A 16,185-nucleotide genomic window follows, 5' to 3' on the forward strand; every position below is an offset into this window, starting at 1 on the left:
CATCCGCGCACAGTGGGACTCGACCGGCCCCGGACGGTCGGTGCTGCCCTAGTGGACGATCTCGCGACGGTCGTCGGGGAGCCGTCGCGTGCGGCCCGCCTTGTCGAGCCGGTCGAGCAGCGGCAGGACCACCCGCCGTGTGGTTCCCAGACGTTCGCGTGCCGCACTGGTCGTGAAGGGCTGTTCCAGCTCCCCCAGCAACTCGACCGCGGCATCGGCGGCATCGGGAAGCAGAACGATGCCCGGACCGACCCGCCACAACCGTCCGCTGCGTTCGGCTGCGCCCAGTGCGCGTTCGTCGAGGCCGAGTTCGCGGAGTCGATCGGCGGTCGGGGCGACGAACGGCGCGGCCGTCAGGTCGCGGCGCACCTGTTCGACCGCCGCCCGGACCTTGCTCGGCAGACCGTCGGCTCCCGGAGCGATCACCCGTCCCCCGGCCACTTCGAGAGGCGGTCGTACCAGCGCGCGCACGAGGTCGGGCGTGGGAAGCCGCAACTGCGACGCCAGCACGGTCAACGGTGCCGCCGGGTCCAGGGGATGAGCGCGAGCGTGTGCCTGCACGAGGGCGGGCAGCCGGTCGGCGACCGCCCTCGCGAGGCCGGGTGCGACGAACCACGGACCCACCACCAGGTGATCTCCCTCCTCGAGAGGGATGCCCAGCTGACGCAACCGCTGCCGGTGCAGGAGTCCGCGGCGGGCGAGCTCGTCGGCCAGACGCGGCGTGCCGTCGGCACCCGCGAGTTGCCGGGCACGATGTGCCGCAGCGCCACGCCGCCGGAAGCGGGGCGGGTCCGGATCGAGAACGTCGGCCCGCCAGATCATGCGTCGACCCGGGTCGCGCAGCAGCGCGCGGTCGCCGATCCGCAAGGGTAGCGGGCGATCGAGAGTGAGCCGAACGAGATCGTCCGCCAGCGGACGACAGTGGACGCCGACATCGGCAGCACCGACGTGGAGAACAGGGGCGACGGGAGGTCGGTCCTCGCCGCTGATCCGCACGTCGACGACGGACGTGTGGTGCCACGCACCGGGTGTCACGAGCACACTGCCCCGTCCCAGGTCGTCGATCCGGCCGGTGAGATTGAGGGCGACCCTGGCCACGCCGCTCACCGCGGTCCGGTCGCGCCCGAGTGCCTGCACGCCACGGACCCGCAGCGGCGTGTCGCCGAGTGCGAGGGTGTCGCCGACCCGGACCGTGCCGGCGGGAAGCGTTCCGGTGACGACGGTTCCGGATCCGCGCACGGTGAACCGGCGGTCCACCCAGAGCCGGACATCACCCTGCGGATCCGGGGCCGGGAGCGCGGCGATCATCGTCGTCAACGCGGCCCGGAGCTCGTCGAGGCCCATCCCGGTGCGTCCGCTCACGGCCACGACGGGCGCCCCCGCGAGGCTCGTGCGGGCGACCTCCGCCGCGGCCCGCGCGGCTGCGGGACCCGGGTCGGCGAGATCGGCGCGGGTCACCGCGACGACCGCGTGGCGCACGCCGAGCGCGTCGAGCGCCGCGAGATGTTCGGCAGCCTGCGGCATCCACGGGTCGTCGGCGGCCACCACGAACAGCGCGGCCGGGACCGACCCCACCCCGGAAAGCATCGTCGTCAGGAAACGCTCGTGACCGGGGACGTCGACGAAGGCGACCTCCCCCACCTCGGGCCAGGACGTCCAGCAGTAGCCGAGCTCGATGGTCAGTCCTCGCCGCCGCTCCTCGGCGAGCCGATCCGGGTTCGCGCCGGTGAGTGCTTCGACCAGCGTCGACTTGCCGTGGTCCACATGGCCGGCGGTCGCGACGACGTGCATCAGTGTCCTTCGCGACGGACCACGCGCGTCACGGCTTCGATCAGCCCACCGTCCTCACCGGGGTCGACGGCGAGCAGGTCGAGCAGCAGCCTGCCCCGTTCGACGCGGCCGACGACCGGGTGCTCGCCGAGACGCAACGGCACGGCGAGGTGTTCGGGCAGCGCGATCGCGACGCTCGGCAGGGTCACATCCGGGGCGCCGCCACCACCGACGACACCGTCGGAGTCGACCACCTCGGGCTCGCACTCGGCAGGCAGCGCGGCGCAGATCGCCTGCGCGCGGTCGCGGAGATCCTCCGGCCGGGTGGCCAGTGCCACCGCGACGGGAGGCGTCGGCCCCGTCAGGGTCGCTTCGAGCGCGGCGAGGGTGAGCTTGTCGACGCGCAGTGCCCGCGCGAACGGATCCCGGCGCAGGCGCTCCACCAGTTCGGCCCGCCCGAGCAGCAACCCGGCCTGCGGACCGCCCAGCAGCTTGTCGCCGGAGGCCGTGACCAGGTCGGCGCCGGCGCGCAGAGCACTGGTGGCGTCGGGCTCGTTCGGCAGGCGTGGATGCGGTGCGAGCAGTCCCGACCCGATGTCGACCACGACGGGCGGTCCGAGGCCTGTGAGTTCGCGGACCGACACGGACGACGTGAAGCCGCTGACCGTGAAGTTCGAGGGATGCACCTTGAGGACGAAGGCGGTGTCGTCGTCGACGGCCGCGGCGTAGTCGCTCAGGCGGACACGGTTGGTGGTACCGACCTCCCGCAGCCCGGCACCGACCGATTCCAGCAGTTCCGGGATCCGAAAGCCGTCGCCGATCTCGACCAGTTCGCCCCGCGCGATCACGATCGAGCGGCCCCCGCGTGCAAGCACCCGGGTGACCAGAGCGAGAGCGGCGGCACCGTTGTTGACCACGTGGACGCCTCCGGCATCCGGCACCTGCGCGGCGAGCGCCTCGAGCGCGCCGCGTCCGCGCCGCCCGCGCCTGCCGGTGGTCAGATCGAGCTCGACATCGGTCGCGCCCGCCGCGGTCGTCACGGCCTCGACCGCCGCGCGGGAGAGCGGCGCGCGGCCGAGATTGGTGTGCACCACCACGCCGGTCGCGTTGACGACGCGACGCAGGGTGGCCGCCTGCCGCGGCAACGATGCGACCGCGACGTCGGCGACGGCTCCCGGCTCGATCTCGCCGTCGCGGCACCGTTGCTGGGCCGCGACCACGGTCTGCTTGACCAGACGGGAGCCGAGTCGGTGGACGGCCTCGCGCAGGCGCGGATCGGCCAGGACCTGATCGGTGCGGGGAACGTCCCGTCTCGGATCCGGCACGCGCCTCCTCATCCCACACTCGACGAAAAAATTTGGCGGAGGCGGACGGGAATCGAACCCGCCCAGCCCAGATACTGGGCCACAACGGTTTTGAAGACCGCGACCGTCACCAGACGAGAACCACCTCCGCGCTCACCCTAACCGAAGTCGAGCCCTCGGTTGCGGCACGCCCGTATGTTCGATCATATGACCGCACACGTCGACCTTCCCGAGGGCGCCATCCGCCTCACCCAGTACGCCGCCGGCGGCGGTTGTGCGTGCAAGGTTCCGCCGGGTGAGCTCGAACGGGTCCTCGGCGGCCTGCAGGGGGGACGAGCCGCCGGCGAACTGCTGGTCGGCGTGGAGAACGGCGATGACGGCGCCGCGGTCCGGATCGACCCCGCACCCGACGGGAGCGGACGGGCGATCATCGTGACGGCCGACTTCTTCACCCCGGTCGTCGACGATGCCTACGCCTGGGGCCGTATCGCCGCCACCAATGCCATGTCCGACGTCTACGCGATGGGCGGCACCCCGATCGTCGCGGTCAACCTGCTCGGCTGGCCGCGCGAGCTCATCCCGTTCGAGCTCGCAGCCGAGGTGATGCGAGGCGGTGCCGACGCGTGCGCCGAGGCCGGTGCCCATCTCGCCGGTGGGCACAGCATCGACGACCGCGAGCCGAAGTACGGGCTGGCGGTGACCGGGCTCGGCGACCCGGATCGCCTGCTGCGCAACGACGCTGCGACACCCGGTCTGCCGCTCACCCTCACCAAACCACTCGGTCTCGGCATCCTCAACAACCGGCACAAGGCCACCGGCGAGCGGTTCGAGGAAGCGGTAGCGGTGATGACGACCCTCAACCGCGACGCGGCGCAACTCGCCCACGCCGCAGGTGTCCGCGCCGCCACCGACGTCACGGGTTTCGGTCTGCTCGGCCACCTGATGAAGATGATGCGGGCCAGTGGCACGACCGCAGTGATCGATGCCGCGGCCGTGCCGTACGTCGCCGGAGCGCGCGAATCGCTCGCGGCGGGATTCGTGCCCGGCGGGAGCCGTCGCAATCTCGACTGGGTCCGTGACGAGGTCGACTCCGAGGTGGACGACGACGAGCTGCTGTTGCTCGCCGATGCCCAGACCTCGGGCGGTCTCCTGGTCGTCGGGGAGCTCCCCGGCCATCCGGTCATCGGCGAGGTGGTCCCCGCGGGCGAGCACGCGATCCGGGTGCGCTGACCTCGACGACCGCCGGACATGCCGACACACCTGCACGGGATCCCGATTACCGGGCACGAAGCGTGGGTAGACGGTAACTTCGGAAACGACAGCGCGGAGAGGAGACCGATGGCGGAGAAGGACACGTCCCTCCCCTGGCCCTTCCTGCGACAGTTCCTCGGTAAGGACCTGCTCGGGCGTGGCAAGGCCGCACGTTCCCGTCGCACCGACGAGATCGAACCGCGCACCTCCACCGCCGATCGTGTCGCGCGCAGCGTGTGCCCTTACTGCGCTGTCGGTTGCGGACAGAAGATCTTCGTCAAGGACGAACGGATCGTCCAGATCGAAGGCGACCCCGACAGCCCGGTGAATCGCGGGCGCCTCTGCCCCAAGGGTTCGGCCAGCAAGAACCTCGTCACCAGCGAGTTGCGTGAGACCAAGATTCGCTATCGCCGGGCCTACGGCACCGAATGGGAAGACCTCGACCTCGACACGGCCATGGAGATGGTCGTCGATCGCGTGCTGAAGACCCGCCGCGAGACGTGGCAGGAGTTCGACGAGAAGGGTCGTCGCGTCCGGCGCACGATGGGTATCGCCAGCCTCGGCGGAGCCACGCTGGACAACGAGGAGAACTACCTCATCAAGAAGCTGTTCACGGCGATGGGGGCGATCCAGGTCGAGAACCAGGCCCGCATATGACACTCCGCCACCGTCCCCGGTCTGGGGACCAGCTTCGGGCGCGGCGGCGCCACCGGCTACACAGCCGACCTGGCCAACGCTGACTGCATCATCATCCAGGGTTCCAACATGGCCGAAGCCCACCCCGTGGGCTTCCAGTGGGTCGTGGAGGCCCAGAACCGTGGTGCCCGCGTCATCCACATCGACCCGCGCTTCACCCGTACGAGCGCGGTGGCAGACAAGCACGTCCCGATCCGGGTGGGCAGCGACATCGCCTTCCTCGGCGGCATCGTCAACTACGTGCTGAGCAACGAGCTGGACTTCCGCGAGTACGTCGTCAACTACACGAACGCCGCAGTGCTCGTCAGCGACAAGTTCGAGGACACCGACGACCTCGACGGGCTCTTCTCCGGCTTCGATCCGGAGAAGCGGACCTACGACCCGACGAGCTGGCAGTACGACGTGGAGGACGAACCTGGCGACCTGCACAAGTCTCAGGCCGACGATTCCGGCGAACACGCCGAGCACCGAGCGACCGCTGCAGGACTGCAGAACGAGGCGCACGGCATCCAGACGGCGAGCCACCCGAGGCGCGACGAGACCCTGCAGCACCCGCGATGCGTCTACCAGGTGCTCAAGCGGCACTTCGCCCGCTACACGCCCGAGGTGGTCGAGCAGGTGTGCGGCGTCTCGCAGGAGGACTTCCTCGACGTCTGCCGCGCATGGACCGCGAACTCCGGTCGGGAGCGGACGACCGCGCTCGTCTACAGCGTGGGCTGGACCCAGCACAGTGTGGGCGTGCAGTACATCCGCACCGGCGCGATCCTGCAGCTGCTGCTCGGCAACATGGGCCGCCCCGGCGGAGGGATCATGGCGCTGCGGGGTCACGCCAGCATCCAGGGCTCGACCGACATTCCGACGTTGTTCAACCTCCTGCCCGGCTACCTGCCGATGCCCGATGCGAACAAGCACGAGTCGATGACGGACTGGGTGGACAGTGTCCGCAATCCGGGCAGCAAGGGCTTCTGGTCGAAGGCCGACGCCTACGCCGTGAACCTGCTCAAGGCCTACTGGGGCGATGTGGCGACCGCCGACAACGACTACTGCTTCGACTACATGCCGAAGATCACCGGCGATCACGGCACCTACCGCTCTGTGCTCGACATGATCGACGGAAAGGTCAAGGGCTATTTCCTCCTCGGTCAGAACCCGGCCGTGGGATCCGCCCACGGCCGGGCCCAGCGGCTGGGGATGGCGAATCTCGACTGGCTCGTGGTGCGCGACCTGTTCGAGATCGAGAGCGCCAACTTCTGGAAGGACTCCCCGGAGGTCGAGACCGGGGAGATCGTGACCGAGGAATGCGCCACCGAGGTGTTCCTGTTCCCGGCCGCCTCCTATGCCGAGAAGGAGGGCACCTTCACGCAGACCCAGCGGATGCTGCAGTGGCGGGAGAAGGCCGTCGAGCCGCCGGAGGACTGTCGTTCGGAACTGTGGTTCTTCTACCACCTCGGACGAATGATGCGGGAACGGCTGGCCGGGTCGACCGACGAACGCGACCGCCCGCTGCTCGATCTGGCATGGGATTATCCCGTGCACGGCGAGCACGACGAGCCCAGCGCCGAAGCGGTGCTGATGGAGATCAACGGGTACGACATCGCGACCCGCAGGCCGCTGTCGTCGTTCACCGAGATGAAGAACGACGGCTCCACACTGGGTGGCTGCTGGATCTACACCGGGGTCTATGCCGACGGCGTCAATCAGGCCAACCGTCGCAAGTCCCGTCACGATCAGTCGTTCGTGGCTCCGGAGTGGGGTTGGGCGTGGCCGATGAACCGTCGCATCCTCTACAACCGGGCCTCCGCCGATCCCGAGGGCCGGCCGTGGAGCGAACGCAAGGCCTACGTGTGGTGGGACGCCGACGCGCAGCAGTGGACCGGCGCGGACGTGCCGGACTTCGAGAAGACGAAGCCGCCGAGCTATCGCTCCCCCGAGGGCGCCGACGGTGTCGAGGCGATCGAAGGGATCGATCCGTTCATCATGCAGGGCGATGGCAAGGGTGCCCTCTACGTACCCCAGGGGCTCGTCGACGGACCGATGCCGACCCACTACGAACCGGTCGAGTCGCCGTTCCGCAATCCGCTCTATGCGCAGCAGGGCAACCCGACGCGCATGGAATACCGTCGCGACGACAACCCGATGAACCCGGCGCCACCGGAGGACCACGTCGACGTGTTCCCGTTCGTGTTCACGACCAGCCGTCTCACCGAGCACCACACTGCGGGCGGGATGAGCCGGTATCTCGAACATCTCGCCGAACTGCAGCCGGAGATGTTCGTGGAGGTCTCCCCCGCGCTGGCGGCCGAGCGCGGACTCGAGCACATGGGCTGGTGTCACGTGATCACTGCCCGTTCGGCGGTCGAGGGCCGCGTGCTGGTGACCGACCGGTTGCGTCCACTGAAGGTGGAGGGCCGGACCGTGCACCAGGTGTGGATGCCCTATCACTGGGGTGGTGGCGGCATGGTGACCGGCGACTCGACCAACGATCTGTTCGGGATCACGTTGGATCCGAACGTGCTCATCCAGGAGAGCAAGGTCGGTACGTGCGACGTCCGCGCCGGACGCCGGCCGACCGGACCGGCGCTGCGGGAGTACGTCGAGGGATATGCGCGGCGGGCCGGGGTAAGCGATGGTGTGTACCCACCCGTCGTCACGGTCTCGGATGACGGACACGCTCCGGAGGAGGACGAGTGACCGGCCCCAACAGCTTCTTCGGACCGATCGACCCGGCACCCGATGCCGGGTACGAGGATCCGCCGGCTCGCAAGGGCTTCTTCACCGACACCAGTGTGTGTATCGGCTGCAAGGCCTGTGAGGTCGCCTGCAAGGAGTGGAACGACGTTCCCGAGAACGCGTTTGCGATGCTCGGCACGTCGTACGACAACAGCCATTCGCTCAACGCGAACCAGTGGCGACACGTCGCCTTCATCGAGCGGCCCACCGAGAAGAAACCGGCGGTGTCGCTGGGGATGCCGACCATCGGTGCGGCACCGAGCGAGCAGCCGGACGAGGAGAAACCGGACTTCCGGTGGTTGATGTCCTCGGATGTGTGCAAGCACTGCACCCACGCGGCATGCCTCGACGTGTGCCCGACCGGTTCACTGTTCCGCAGCGAGTTCGGCACGGTGGTCGTGCAGGACGACATCTGCAACGGCTGCGGGTACTGCGTGGCCGCCTGTCCGTACGGCGTCATCGACCGCCGCAAGGGACCGGAGGGAGACCCGAAAGTCGGTATCGCACAGAAATGCACGCTCTGCTACGACCGGCTCACCGACGACCAGACACCGTCCTGCGCGCAGGCGTGCCCCACGCAGTCGATCCAGTTCGGCGACGTCGAGGAGTTGCGCGCGCGAGCCGACGAGCGACTTGCCGCGCTGCACGAGCGTGGCGTCACCGAGGCACGGCTCTACGGCAACGATCCCGAGGACGGAGTCGGCGGAACCGGGGCTTTCTTCCTGCTCCTCGATGAACCGGAGGTCTACGGCCTGCCCCCGGACCCGGTGGTGACGACCAAGGATCTACCGGAGATGTGGAACCGTGCTGCCGTCGCAGCCGTCGCGATGCTGGCGGGCGCCGCCCTGTCGTTCCTGAGGAGGCGCGGATGACACAGGTGCAGCACGGCGGCAGCCCGGGCAATCCGCGCCGGTCCGGAGGTGGTCACGGCGGAGATCGAGTGATGGTGCCGGAGGCCGACTTCGAGTCCTATTACGGACGCCAGATCGTGAAACCGGCGCCGTGGGAACACGACATCGCCGTGTACCTGTTCACCGGAGGCGTGGCCGCGGGCAGCTCACTGCTCGCCGCTGGCGCCGACCTGACGGGTCGCCCCGCACTGCGTCGTGTGGCCCGATTCGGATCGCTCGCATCGCTTCTCGTCAGCGTCGGTGCCCTCGTCCACGATCTCGGCAAACCGAGCCGCTTCCTCAACATGTTGCGGGTCGCCAAACCGACCTCACCGATGTCGGTCGGTACGTGGATCCTGTCGCTGCACGGTCCGTTCGCGGGCGTCGCGGCGGTCGCGGAGATCGCCGACATGCTGCCCGCCCGGTGGAAGCGGGGGCCGGTGCGACTCCTGCTCGCTCTCGGCCGGCCGGCCGGGATCGTGGGGGCGCTGACGGCACCGCCGGTCGCCGCCTACACCGGTGTTCTGCTGTCCGACACTGCAACTCCGGCCTGGCACTCAGCCTACAAGGAGATTCCCTTCGTGTTCTGCGGGTCCGCGGCGGCCGCATCGGGTGGTCTCGGACTGCTGGGGGCACCGCTCGCCGAGGCCGGACCGGCGCGTACCTTCGCCGTCGGCGGCGCGCTCGCCGAACTCGCGCTCGAGCAGCGGATGGAGAAGTCGATGGGCCTGTCGGCCGAGACACTCCATCAGGGTCGACCCGGGCGGTTGATGAAGGCCAGCAAGGCATTGACGGTGGCCGGTGCGCTCGGCGCACTCGCCGGACGCCGCAACCGGGCACTGTCGATGGTGTCCGGCGCCGCACTCATGGCCGGCTCGCTGTGCACTCGCCTCGGCGTCTACGAGGCCGGCATCGCCTCGGCGAAGGATCCCAAGTACACCGTCGTTCCCCAGCGTGAACGGGTCGACCGCGGGGAACCCGTGCGTTATCGGAGCTGAGGTCGAGCTCCCAGGCACAACGAAGGAGAACGACATGGACTCCGAGAAGGCCACGCAAGCGCGACGCGATGTCACCGCACGGGACGGACAACCACCGGGGAGCTTCCGCTGGTTGCTGGTCGGCGGCGGACTGCTACTGCAGTTCTCGATCGGCGCGGTCTACGCGTGGTCGGTCTTCGGCGGAGCACTCGAGAGCGCCGAATCCTGGCAACTCAGCACAGTCCGGGCCTCACTTCCGTTCACCGTCACCATCGGCATGATCTTCATCGGCACCTATCTCGGTGGCCGACTGCAGGATCTGAAGGGCCCTCGTGTCGTCGCGCTGATCGGCGGTGTCATCTACGCCCTCGGCATTCTCCTCGCCTCGTTCACCAACGGTGCCGACGATTACTGGCTCCTCATCCTCGGATACGGCATCATCAGCGGCTTCGGTCTGGGATTCGCGTACATCGTCCCGATCGCCATGCTGCAGAAGTGGTTTCCCGACAAGACCGGTCTCATCACCGGGCTCGCGGTGGGCGGCTTCGGGTTCGGTGCGGTGCTCACCTCGCCGGTCGCGCAATGGCTCATCGATCAGAATCCGGACGACCCCACAAGCGCTTTCCTACCGCTGGGTATCGCCTACCTCGTGATGTCCCTCGCGGGTGCAGCACTCTTCCGCAACCCGCCCGAGGGATACACCGTGCCCGGTTACGAACCTGCTTCGAAGGCCGGTACCGGAGCGAAGGGCGGCAAGGAGTACACCCAGGGTGAAGCGCTGCGCACGCCCCAGTGGTACCTCCTGACCGCCATCCTCACCCTGTGCGTCACCGCGGGCATCTCACTGATCTCGCAGGCCAAGCCGAGCGCTTCCGACATCGCCGGCTTCAGCGCGAGCGGCGCGGCGGCGCTCGTGGGCGCGCTCGCGATCTTCAACGGTGCCGGCCGGATCGTGTGGGCCGCGATCTCCGACCGCATCGGGCGGATGAAGACGTTCACCGCACTGCTCGTGCTGCAGGGCGTGTGCCTGATCGTGTTGCCGCACGCCGGCGGTGTGGTGCTGTTCTCGATCCTGGCCGCGATCATCTACCTCTGCTACGGCGGTGCTTTCGGCACCATGCCTGCAACCGCCGGCGATTTCTTCGGCGTCCGCAACGCCGGTGCCATCTACGGACTGATGCTCATCGGCTGGAGCATCGGCGGCATCATCGGTCCGATCATTGCGTCCACACTGATCGGCGAGGACAAGGCCTACACGCTCGCGTACACCACCATCGGCATCATCGCGCTGGTGTCGGTGGTGCTCACGTTGATCACCAAGGTGCCCGCGGCACGCCGAGAGTCCGTCCCGACCCACTCCTGAGCCCGCTTGTGGTCTCGCCCGCTCACGCTCCGTGCCCTTCGTGAGCGTGCAACCATGACACGACCTGCGTGCGGGAGTGCACACCGAGTTTGCCGAGGATCCGTTCGACGTGACCGTCGACGGTCCGGCGCGAGATGACGAGCCGGTCGGCGATCGCGCGGTTGCTCAACCCTCCCGCGACGAGCGCCGCAATCTCCTGTTCCCGTTTCGTCAATGGTGATTTCCGCGAGACCGCGGCAGCCCGAGCACGCGGTGTCCGGGATTCGGGAGTCCCACCTGGTTCCAGTGCGCTGCGCACGAGATCACCGATGGTCGCGCCGACCTGCGAACGGAGCAACCCGGAGCGTGTCGCTTCGTCCACCGCGTCCCGGAGGCGTCGTTCCGCGGCGAGCGAATCCTGCTCGATGTGCGGTCCGAACGCGGCGATCGTCGTGCCGAGCCGCTGCCACACCGTCCGTGCGGCCCCGAGCAGTCTCGCCGAATTCTCCGGGTCGCCTTCGGCCCCCGATGACCACGCCAGCAGTTCGATCGACAGCGCCGTGCAGATCTTGTCCTCGAAATCACGCTGGATTATCAGAGCCTCGTTCGCCGACCCGACCGCGGGTCCGAGACGTCCGAGATGAAAATGGGTCAGTCCGGAGACCCACAGCGCATAGGCCTTGTTCCACCGCTCGCCGTGTGCGTCCGCCATGTCGACGACGCGAGCGCACGTGGTGAGGGCCTCGCCGAGCCGTCCGTCGTAGGTCTGCGCCATCGCGAGCTGGAACAGGCAGGTGAGGTAGGCGGCGCGGTCGTCGTGGGCGTGATGGACCTCCCCCGCTCGGTGGAAGAGCTCGATGGCCGCGGCCGTGTCGCCGCAGAACAGTGCGTGCAGGGCGGTCCAGTGATCGCAATGGGCCTGCAACCGTACGTCGCCGGATTCCGTTGCAATCGAACGAAGTTCATCGAGATGAACCGCAGCGCCGTCACGGTCCCCCTGGATCAGCGCCGTCCACGCGGTCACCCACAGCACATGGCCGCGTTCGCGGCTCGACTGTGGAAGCCGCTGCAGGAGTCCTTCGAGCCGTGCGCGGCCGGTGGAGAGATATCCCCCGGCGATCCAGTGATAGCGCAGCGCGACGGCGAGTTCCGCCCCGGAGGCGAGTTGGTCGTCGTCCCGGATCGAACGATCGAGCGCGGCCATGAAGTCCGCGTGGTCGGCGCGCATCAACGACAACAGGGTCGACTGCTCCGGTCCGTACCAGCTTTCGGCACAGCGCCGGGCGCGGTCGAGGTAGTGGTCGCAGTGCCTCCGGTACAGCCGCTCGCGCTCCCCGCGAGCGTCGAGCAACTCGTGCCCGTATTCCCGCACCGTCACCAACTGTGAGTACCTCAGCACTGAAGAAGAACGGTCGACGCCGACAAGCGATTTCGCTATCAACCTGTCCAGCAGGTCGATCACCTGATCGCTCGGCAGGTCGTCGTCGGCGCAGACCACCTCCGCGGCCTCGAGATCGAAACTGCCGGTGAATACCGATAATCGCGCCCACAGGGTTCGCTCGGCATCGGAACACAGCTCGTAACTCCAGTCGATCAACGCCCGCAAGGTCTGCTGCCGTGGCACCGCCGCGCGGCTGCCCCCGGTGAGAAGCGCGAAACGCCGGTCGAGTCGTTCGACGAGTTGCGCCGGAGACAACGAACGCAGGCGGGTCGCGGCGAGTTCGAGAGCGAGAGGCACGCCGTCGAGCGCAATGCACAGTTGCGCAACGGCATCGGCGTTGTCGTCGGCCACCTCGAACCCCGGGACCACCTGCCGGGCCCGGTCCACGAGCAGACCGACCGCTTCGAACCGTTCGAGATCCGCCGCCCTGTTTCCCGTCGACCCGCTCGGCGTGGTCAGAGGCGGAAGCACGTACTCCGCCTCCCCCGACACACTCAGAGGCTCACGACTGGTGGCAAGGATCCGCACCTCCGGCGCATCGCCGAGGACAACGGCGACGAATTCGGCCACGGTCCCGATCACGTGCTCACAGTTGTCGACCACGATCAGCATGTGCTTGTCGCGGAGATGGTCGACGATCTTGTCCATCACGGGCCTGGTGGACTGGTCGGTCACCCCCAGAGCGGCCGCCGCGGCCGAGGGAACGGATTCCGGGTCGCGCACGACCGCCAGGTCGATCCAGCGGAACGAGTCGCGGAAAGCTCGCGACGTTCGCATCGCCAACTCCTCGGCCAACCGGGTCTTTCCCACGCCTCCCGGACCGAGGATCGAGATCAGCCGGGACCGCTGGAGGCACGACCGGGCCTCGTCGATCTCGCGACGGCGACCGACGAAGGTCGTCACCGAACGGGTGGGTCCCGGGGTGCGGAACAGTGCAGATTCGGGCGGAGCAAATTCCATCGTCACGCTTCTCAGTGATAGTGCGCCCAACATACCCGGATGATCGTGTGACGACCAACACAGGTATCGAATGGGGTATTTCGCCCCGCGCCCTCGAATGTGATCCAGGTCATTGTCGATACAGACCTTCGGCCCACCGACCGGAGCGACACCCCGATACCGAGGAGCCAGGAGACGATGACCAATTCCTCCATCACCCCAGACGTCGACGTCGTTGTCGTAGGAGCCGGGTTCGCCGGCTTGTACGCGCTGCACAAGCTCCGCGACAAGATGAACATGTCGGTCCGGGTCTTCGAGGCCGGCGACGACGTGGGTGGCACCTGGTACTGGAACCGCTACCCCGGTGCCCGCTGCGACATCGAGTCGATCCACTACTCCTACTCGTTCGACGACGACCTCCAGCAGGAATGGCAGTGGAGCGAGAAATTCGCCGGCCAGCCGGAGATCCTCCGCTATCTGAACCATGTCGCGGACCGCTTCGACCTGCGCAGGGGCATCACCTTCGGCACGCGAGTGATCTCCGTGCACTGGGACGACGAGAACTCGTGGTGGACGGTCCGCACCGACACCGGCGACACCGTGACGGCCCGGTGGTTCATCTCCGGTGCCGGCAACCTCTCGGTCCCCAAGACGCCCGAGTTCGGAGGGATCGAGAACTTCCGCGGCGAGGTCCTGCTCACCGGCAACTGGCCGCACGAACCCGTCGATTTCACCGGCAAACGTGTCGCGGTCATCGGCACCGGTGCCAGCGGCATCCAGGCGATCCCGCTGCTCGCGCAGCAGGCCGACGAACTGGTCGTCTTCCAGCGGACCCCGCAGTACGCCACCCCGCTCGGCAACGGCCCGCTCGAAGCCGAGGTGGCCGACGAGGCGAAGAAGAACTATCGGCAGCTGCGCGAAGCGGCCCGCAATCACTTCCTCGGCGTGCCGTTCGACCAGGTACAGCCGTCGGCGCTCGCCGTCGATGCCCAGGAACGGCGCCGCGTCTTCGACGAACGCTGGAATGCCGGCGGGTTCCGGTTGTTCATCGACAGTTTCCAGGACGTGCTGTTCGACAAGAAGGCCAACGACACCATCGCCGAGTACATCCGCGAACGGATCCGCCGGCGGGTACAGGACCCCGCCAAAGCCGACAAGCTCGCGCCGGAGGGCTACGCCTACGCCACCAAGCGGCCGCCGCTCGAGACGAACTACTACGAGGCCTACAACCGCGACAACGTACATCTCGTCGACGTGAAGAGCACCCCGATCAACGGGGTCACCGAGACCGGCGTGCGCGTCGGCAACCGCACCTACGAGGTCGACATCATCGTGCTCGCGACCGGCTTCGACGCGATGACCGGCCCGCTCATGGCCATGGACATCCGCGGACGCGACGGGCTGCGACTGGCCGACAAGTGGGCGCACGGCCCGCGCACCTATCTCGGCATCATGATCGACGAGTTCCCCAATCTGTTCACGATCACCGGGCCCCAGTCGCCTTCGGTGCTCTACAACATGCCGCTGGCCATCGAAGACCATGTCGACTTCGCGACCGATGCGATCGCGTATCTGCGTTCCCGCGACCTCGAGGTGATCGAACCCACCGCCGAGGCCGAGGCCGACTGGCTGCGCACCACCACCGAGATCGCCGAACAGACCCTGCTGCCGGAGACCGACTCCTGGTACATGGGCGCGAACATCCCCGGTAAACCGCGCGCGTGCATGGTCTATCTGGGCGGTGCCCCGACCTATCGGCAGACCTGTGCGGAGATCGTCGAGGGTGGATACGTCGGATTCGACCTGACTCCGGCACGAACCACCGTCCCGGCCGCCTCGTAGCGCGCGGCTCTCCCCCATCTCTCGGAAGGAACGAACTCATGGCACTCGACAAGCACGCCGCCGGCCTCATTGCAGGACTGGAACAGCAGGGATTCACGTCGTTCTCGCAGATGACGGTCGAGCAGGTCCGCGCGACGATCGCGACCTTCACCGATCTGCAGGCTCTCCCGCCGGAGGTCGCCCGCGTCGACGAAACGGACTATCCCAGTGGCGACGTCCGGCTTCCCCTGCGGATCTACACGCCCGATGATTCCGGCCCGAATCCCGGTGCGCCGCGACCCGTCGTGCTCTACTTCCACGGCGGCGGGTTCGTCGCCGGCGACCTCAGCGTGGTGGACGAACCGGCCCGTGCGGTCGCCCGGGCCACCGGCGCCGTCGTCGTGACCGCGGGATATCGCCTCGCTCCGGAACATCGGTTCCCCGCAGCGACCGACGATGCCTGGGCTGCGCTGCAGTGGACCACCGAGCACATCGCCGAGTACGGCGGCGACCCGGACAACGTAGTGGTCATGGGAGACAGTGCCGGTGGCAACCTCGCGGCCGGCGTCGCCTTGCGGGCCCGAGACGAGGGAGCGCCCGCATTGCGGGGGCAGGTCCTGATCTATCCCGCCGTGGACCAGGCCGCAGACGTGCCCTCGCGCCGCGAGTTCGCCGAGGGATACATCATCACCACCGCCGACATGGACTGGTTTTTCGAGCAGTACTTGTCGTCGGCCGACGACGCGGAGAAGCCGTACGCACTTCCGGCGCGTGCCGACCGTTTCGACGGCCTGCCACCGACCCTGGTGCTCACCACCGAGAACGAAGTACTCCGAGACGAAGGTGAGCTCTACGGACAACACCTACGGGAGGCCGGTGTGGACGTGCAGATCCGCCGCTTCGACGGACTCGTGCACGGCGCCTTCTGGATGTCGGGTGCGGTACCGCGCTGCAGCGAGATGCGCAACGAGGTGGCCGAGTTCGTCACCCGTATCACCACGCGCATGCCTTCGCGGTAGGAACC

Annotated in this window: 10 protein-coding genes and 1 tRNA gene; 7 read left to right on the top strand and 4 right to left on the bottom strand. The window is 68.1% G+C overall.

Features of this window, described 5'->3' with window-relative positions; all coding sequences use genetic code 11:
• Nucleotides 1–48 precede the first annotated feature (48 nt).
• The 3 genes from selB to GON09_RS09170 form a co-directional block, all read right to left on the bottom strand.
• Complete coding sequence (gene selB, locus GON09_RS09160) at nt 49–1,791, bottom strand: selenocysteine-specific translation elongation factor (RefSeq protein ID WP_213931527.1); 1,743 nt, start codon at nt 1,789–1,791, stop codon at nt 49–51.
• Nucleotides 1,791–3,095, bottom strand: a complete 1,305-nt coding sequence (gene selA / locus GON09_RS09165) for an L-seryl-tRNA(Sec) selenium transferase (RefSeq protein WP_213931528.1) — start codon at nt 3,093–3,095, stop codon at nt 1,791–1,793. The genes selB and selA overlap by 1 nt, the downstream gene beginning before the upstream one ends.
• A gap of 33 nt (nt 3,096–3,128) precedes the next feature.
• Nucleotides 3,129–3,223 (bottom strand) — tRNA-Sec (locus tag GON09_RS09170).
• 58 nt (nt 3,224–3,281) lie between these two features.
• Here GON09_RS09170 and selD point away from each other — a divergent pair.
• The 5 genes from selD to GON09_RS09200 all read left to right on the top strand — a co-directional run bounded on the left by selD (nt 3,282) and on the right by GON09_RS09200 (nt 10,981).
• Nucleotides 3,282–4,304, top strand: coding sequence for a selenide, water dikinase SelD (gene selD / locus GON09_RS09175; RefSeq protein ID WP_213931529.1), 1,023 nt, complete (start codon nt 3,282–3,284; stop codon nt 4,302–4,304).
• A 108-nt stretch (nt 4,305–4,412) separates the two neighbouring features.
• Nucleotides 4,413–7,712 carry a formate dehydrogenase gene (fdh, locus tag GON09_RS09185; RefSeq protein ID WP_244865455.1) on the top strand — a complete coding sequence of 1,100 codons (3,300 nt, stop codon included), beginning with the start codon at nt 4,413–4,415 and terminating at the stop codon, nt 7,710–7,712.
• Nucleotides 7,709–8,623, top strand: coding sequence for a 4Fe-4S dicluster domain-containing protein (locus tag GON09_RS09190; RefSeq protein WP_213931531.1), 915 nt, complete (start codon nt 7,709–7,711; stop codon nt 8,621–8,623). The genes fdh and GON09_RS09190 overlap by 4 nt, the downstream gene beginning before the upstream one ends.
• Nucleotides 8,620–9,639 carry an NrfD/PsrC family molybdoenzyme membrane anchor subunit gene (nrfD, locus tag GON09_RS09195; protein WP_213931532.1) on the top strand — a complete coding sequence of 340 codons (1,020 nt, stop codon included), beginning with the start codon at nt 8,620–8,622 and terminating at the stop codon, nt 9,637–9,639. Before GON09_RS09190 ends, nrfD begins: the two co-directional genes overlap by 4 nt.
• A 34-nt stretch (nt 9,640–9,673) precedes the next feature.
• A complete protein-coding gene (locus tag GON09_RS09200) occupies nt 9,674–10,981 on the top strand; it encodes an L-lactate MFS transporter (RefSeq protein ID WP_244865456.1) in 1,308 nt (435 codons plus the stop codon).
• A gap of 22 nt (nt 10,982–11,003) precedes the next feature.
• Here GON09_RS09200 and GON09_RS09205 read toward each other — a convergent pair whose 3' ends face one another.
• A complete protein-coding gene (locus GON09_RS09205) occupies nt 11,004–13,361 on the bottom strand; it encodes an ATP-binding protein (RefSeq protein WP_244865457.1) in 2,358 nt (785 codons plus the stop codon).
• Between the two features lie 177 nt (nt 13,362–13,538).
• Here GON09_RS09205 and GON09_RS09210 point away from each other — a divergent pair, with 177 nt between their 5' ends.
• Nucleotides 13,539–15,182, top strand: a complete 1,644-nt coding sequence (locus GON09_RS09210; protein ID WP_213931533.1) for a flavin-containing monooxygenase — start codon at nt 13,539–13,541, stop codon at nt 15,180–15,182.
• Between the two features lie 38 nt (nt 15,183–15,220).
• Nucleotides 15,221–16,180 carry an alpha/beta hydrolase gene (locus GON09_RS09215; protein WP_213931534.1) on the top strand — a complete coding sequence of 320 codons (960 nt, stop codon included), beginning with the start codon at nt 15,221–15,223 and terminating at the stop codon, nt 16,178–16,180.
• The last annotated feature ends 5 nt before the right edge of the window (nt 16,181–16,185 follow it).

This window comes from Rhodococcus sp. B50, from assembly GCF_013602415.1.
Taxonomy (GTDB): Bacteria; Actinomycetota; Actinomycetes; order Mycobacteriales; family Mycobacteriaceae; genus Rhodococcus.

Coding starts and splice junctions, on each gene's coding strand:
- selB (WP_213931527.1), bottom strand. CDS start 1,791: ATGCACGTCGTCGCGACCGCCGGCCATGTGGACCACGGCAAGTCGACG.
- selD (WP_213931529.1), top strand. CDS start 3,282: ATGACCGCACACGTCGACCTTCCCGAGGGCGCCATCCGCCTCACCCAG.
- nrfD (WP_213931532.1), top strand. CDS start 8,620: ATGACACAGGTGCAGCACGGCGGCAGCCCGGGCAATCCGCGCCGGTCC.
- GON09_RS09200 (WP_244865456.1), top strand. CDS start 9,674: ATGGACTCCGAGAAGGCCACGCAAGCGCGACGCGATGTCACCGCACGG.
- GON09_RS09205 (WP_244865457.1), bottom strand. CDS start 13,361: ATGGAATTTGCTCCGCCCGAATCTGCACTGTTCCGCACCCCGGGACCC.
- GON09_RS09210 (WP_213931533.1), top strand. CDS start 13,539: ATGACCAATTCCTCCATCACCCCAGACGTCGACGTCGTTGTCGTAGGA.
- GON09_RS09215 (WP_213931534.1), top strand. CDS start 15,221: ATGGCACTCGACAAGCACGCCGCCGGCCTCATTGCAGGACTGGAACAG.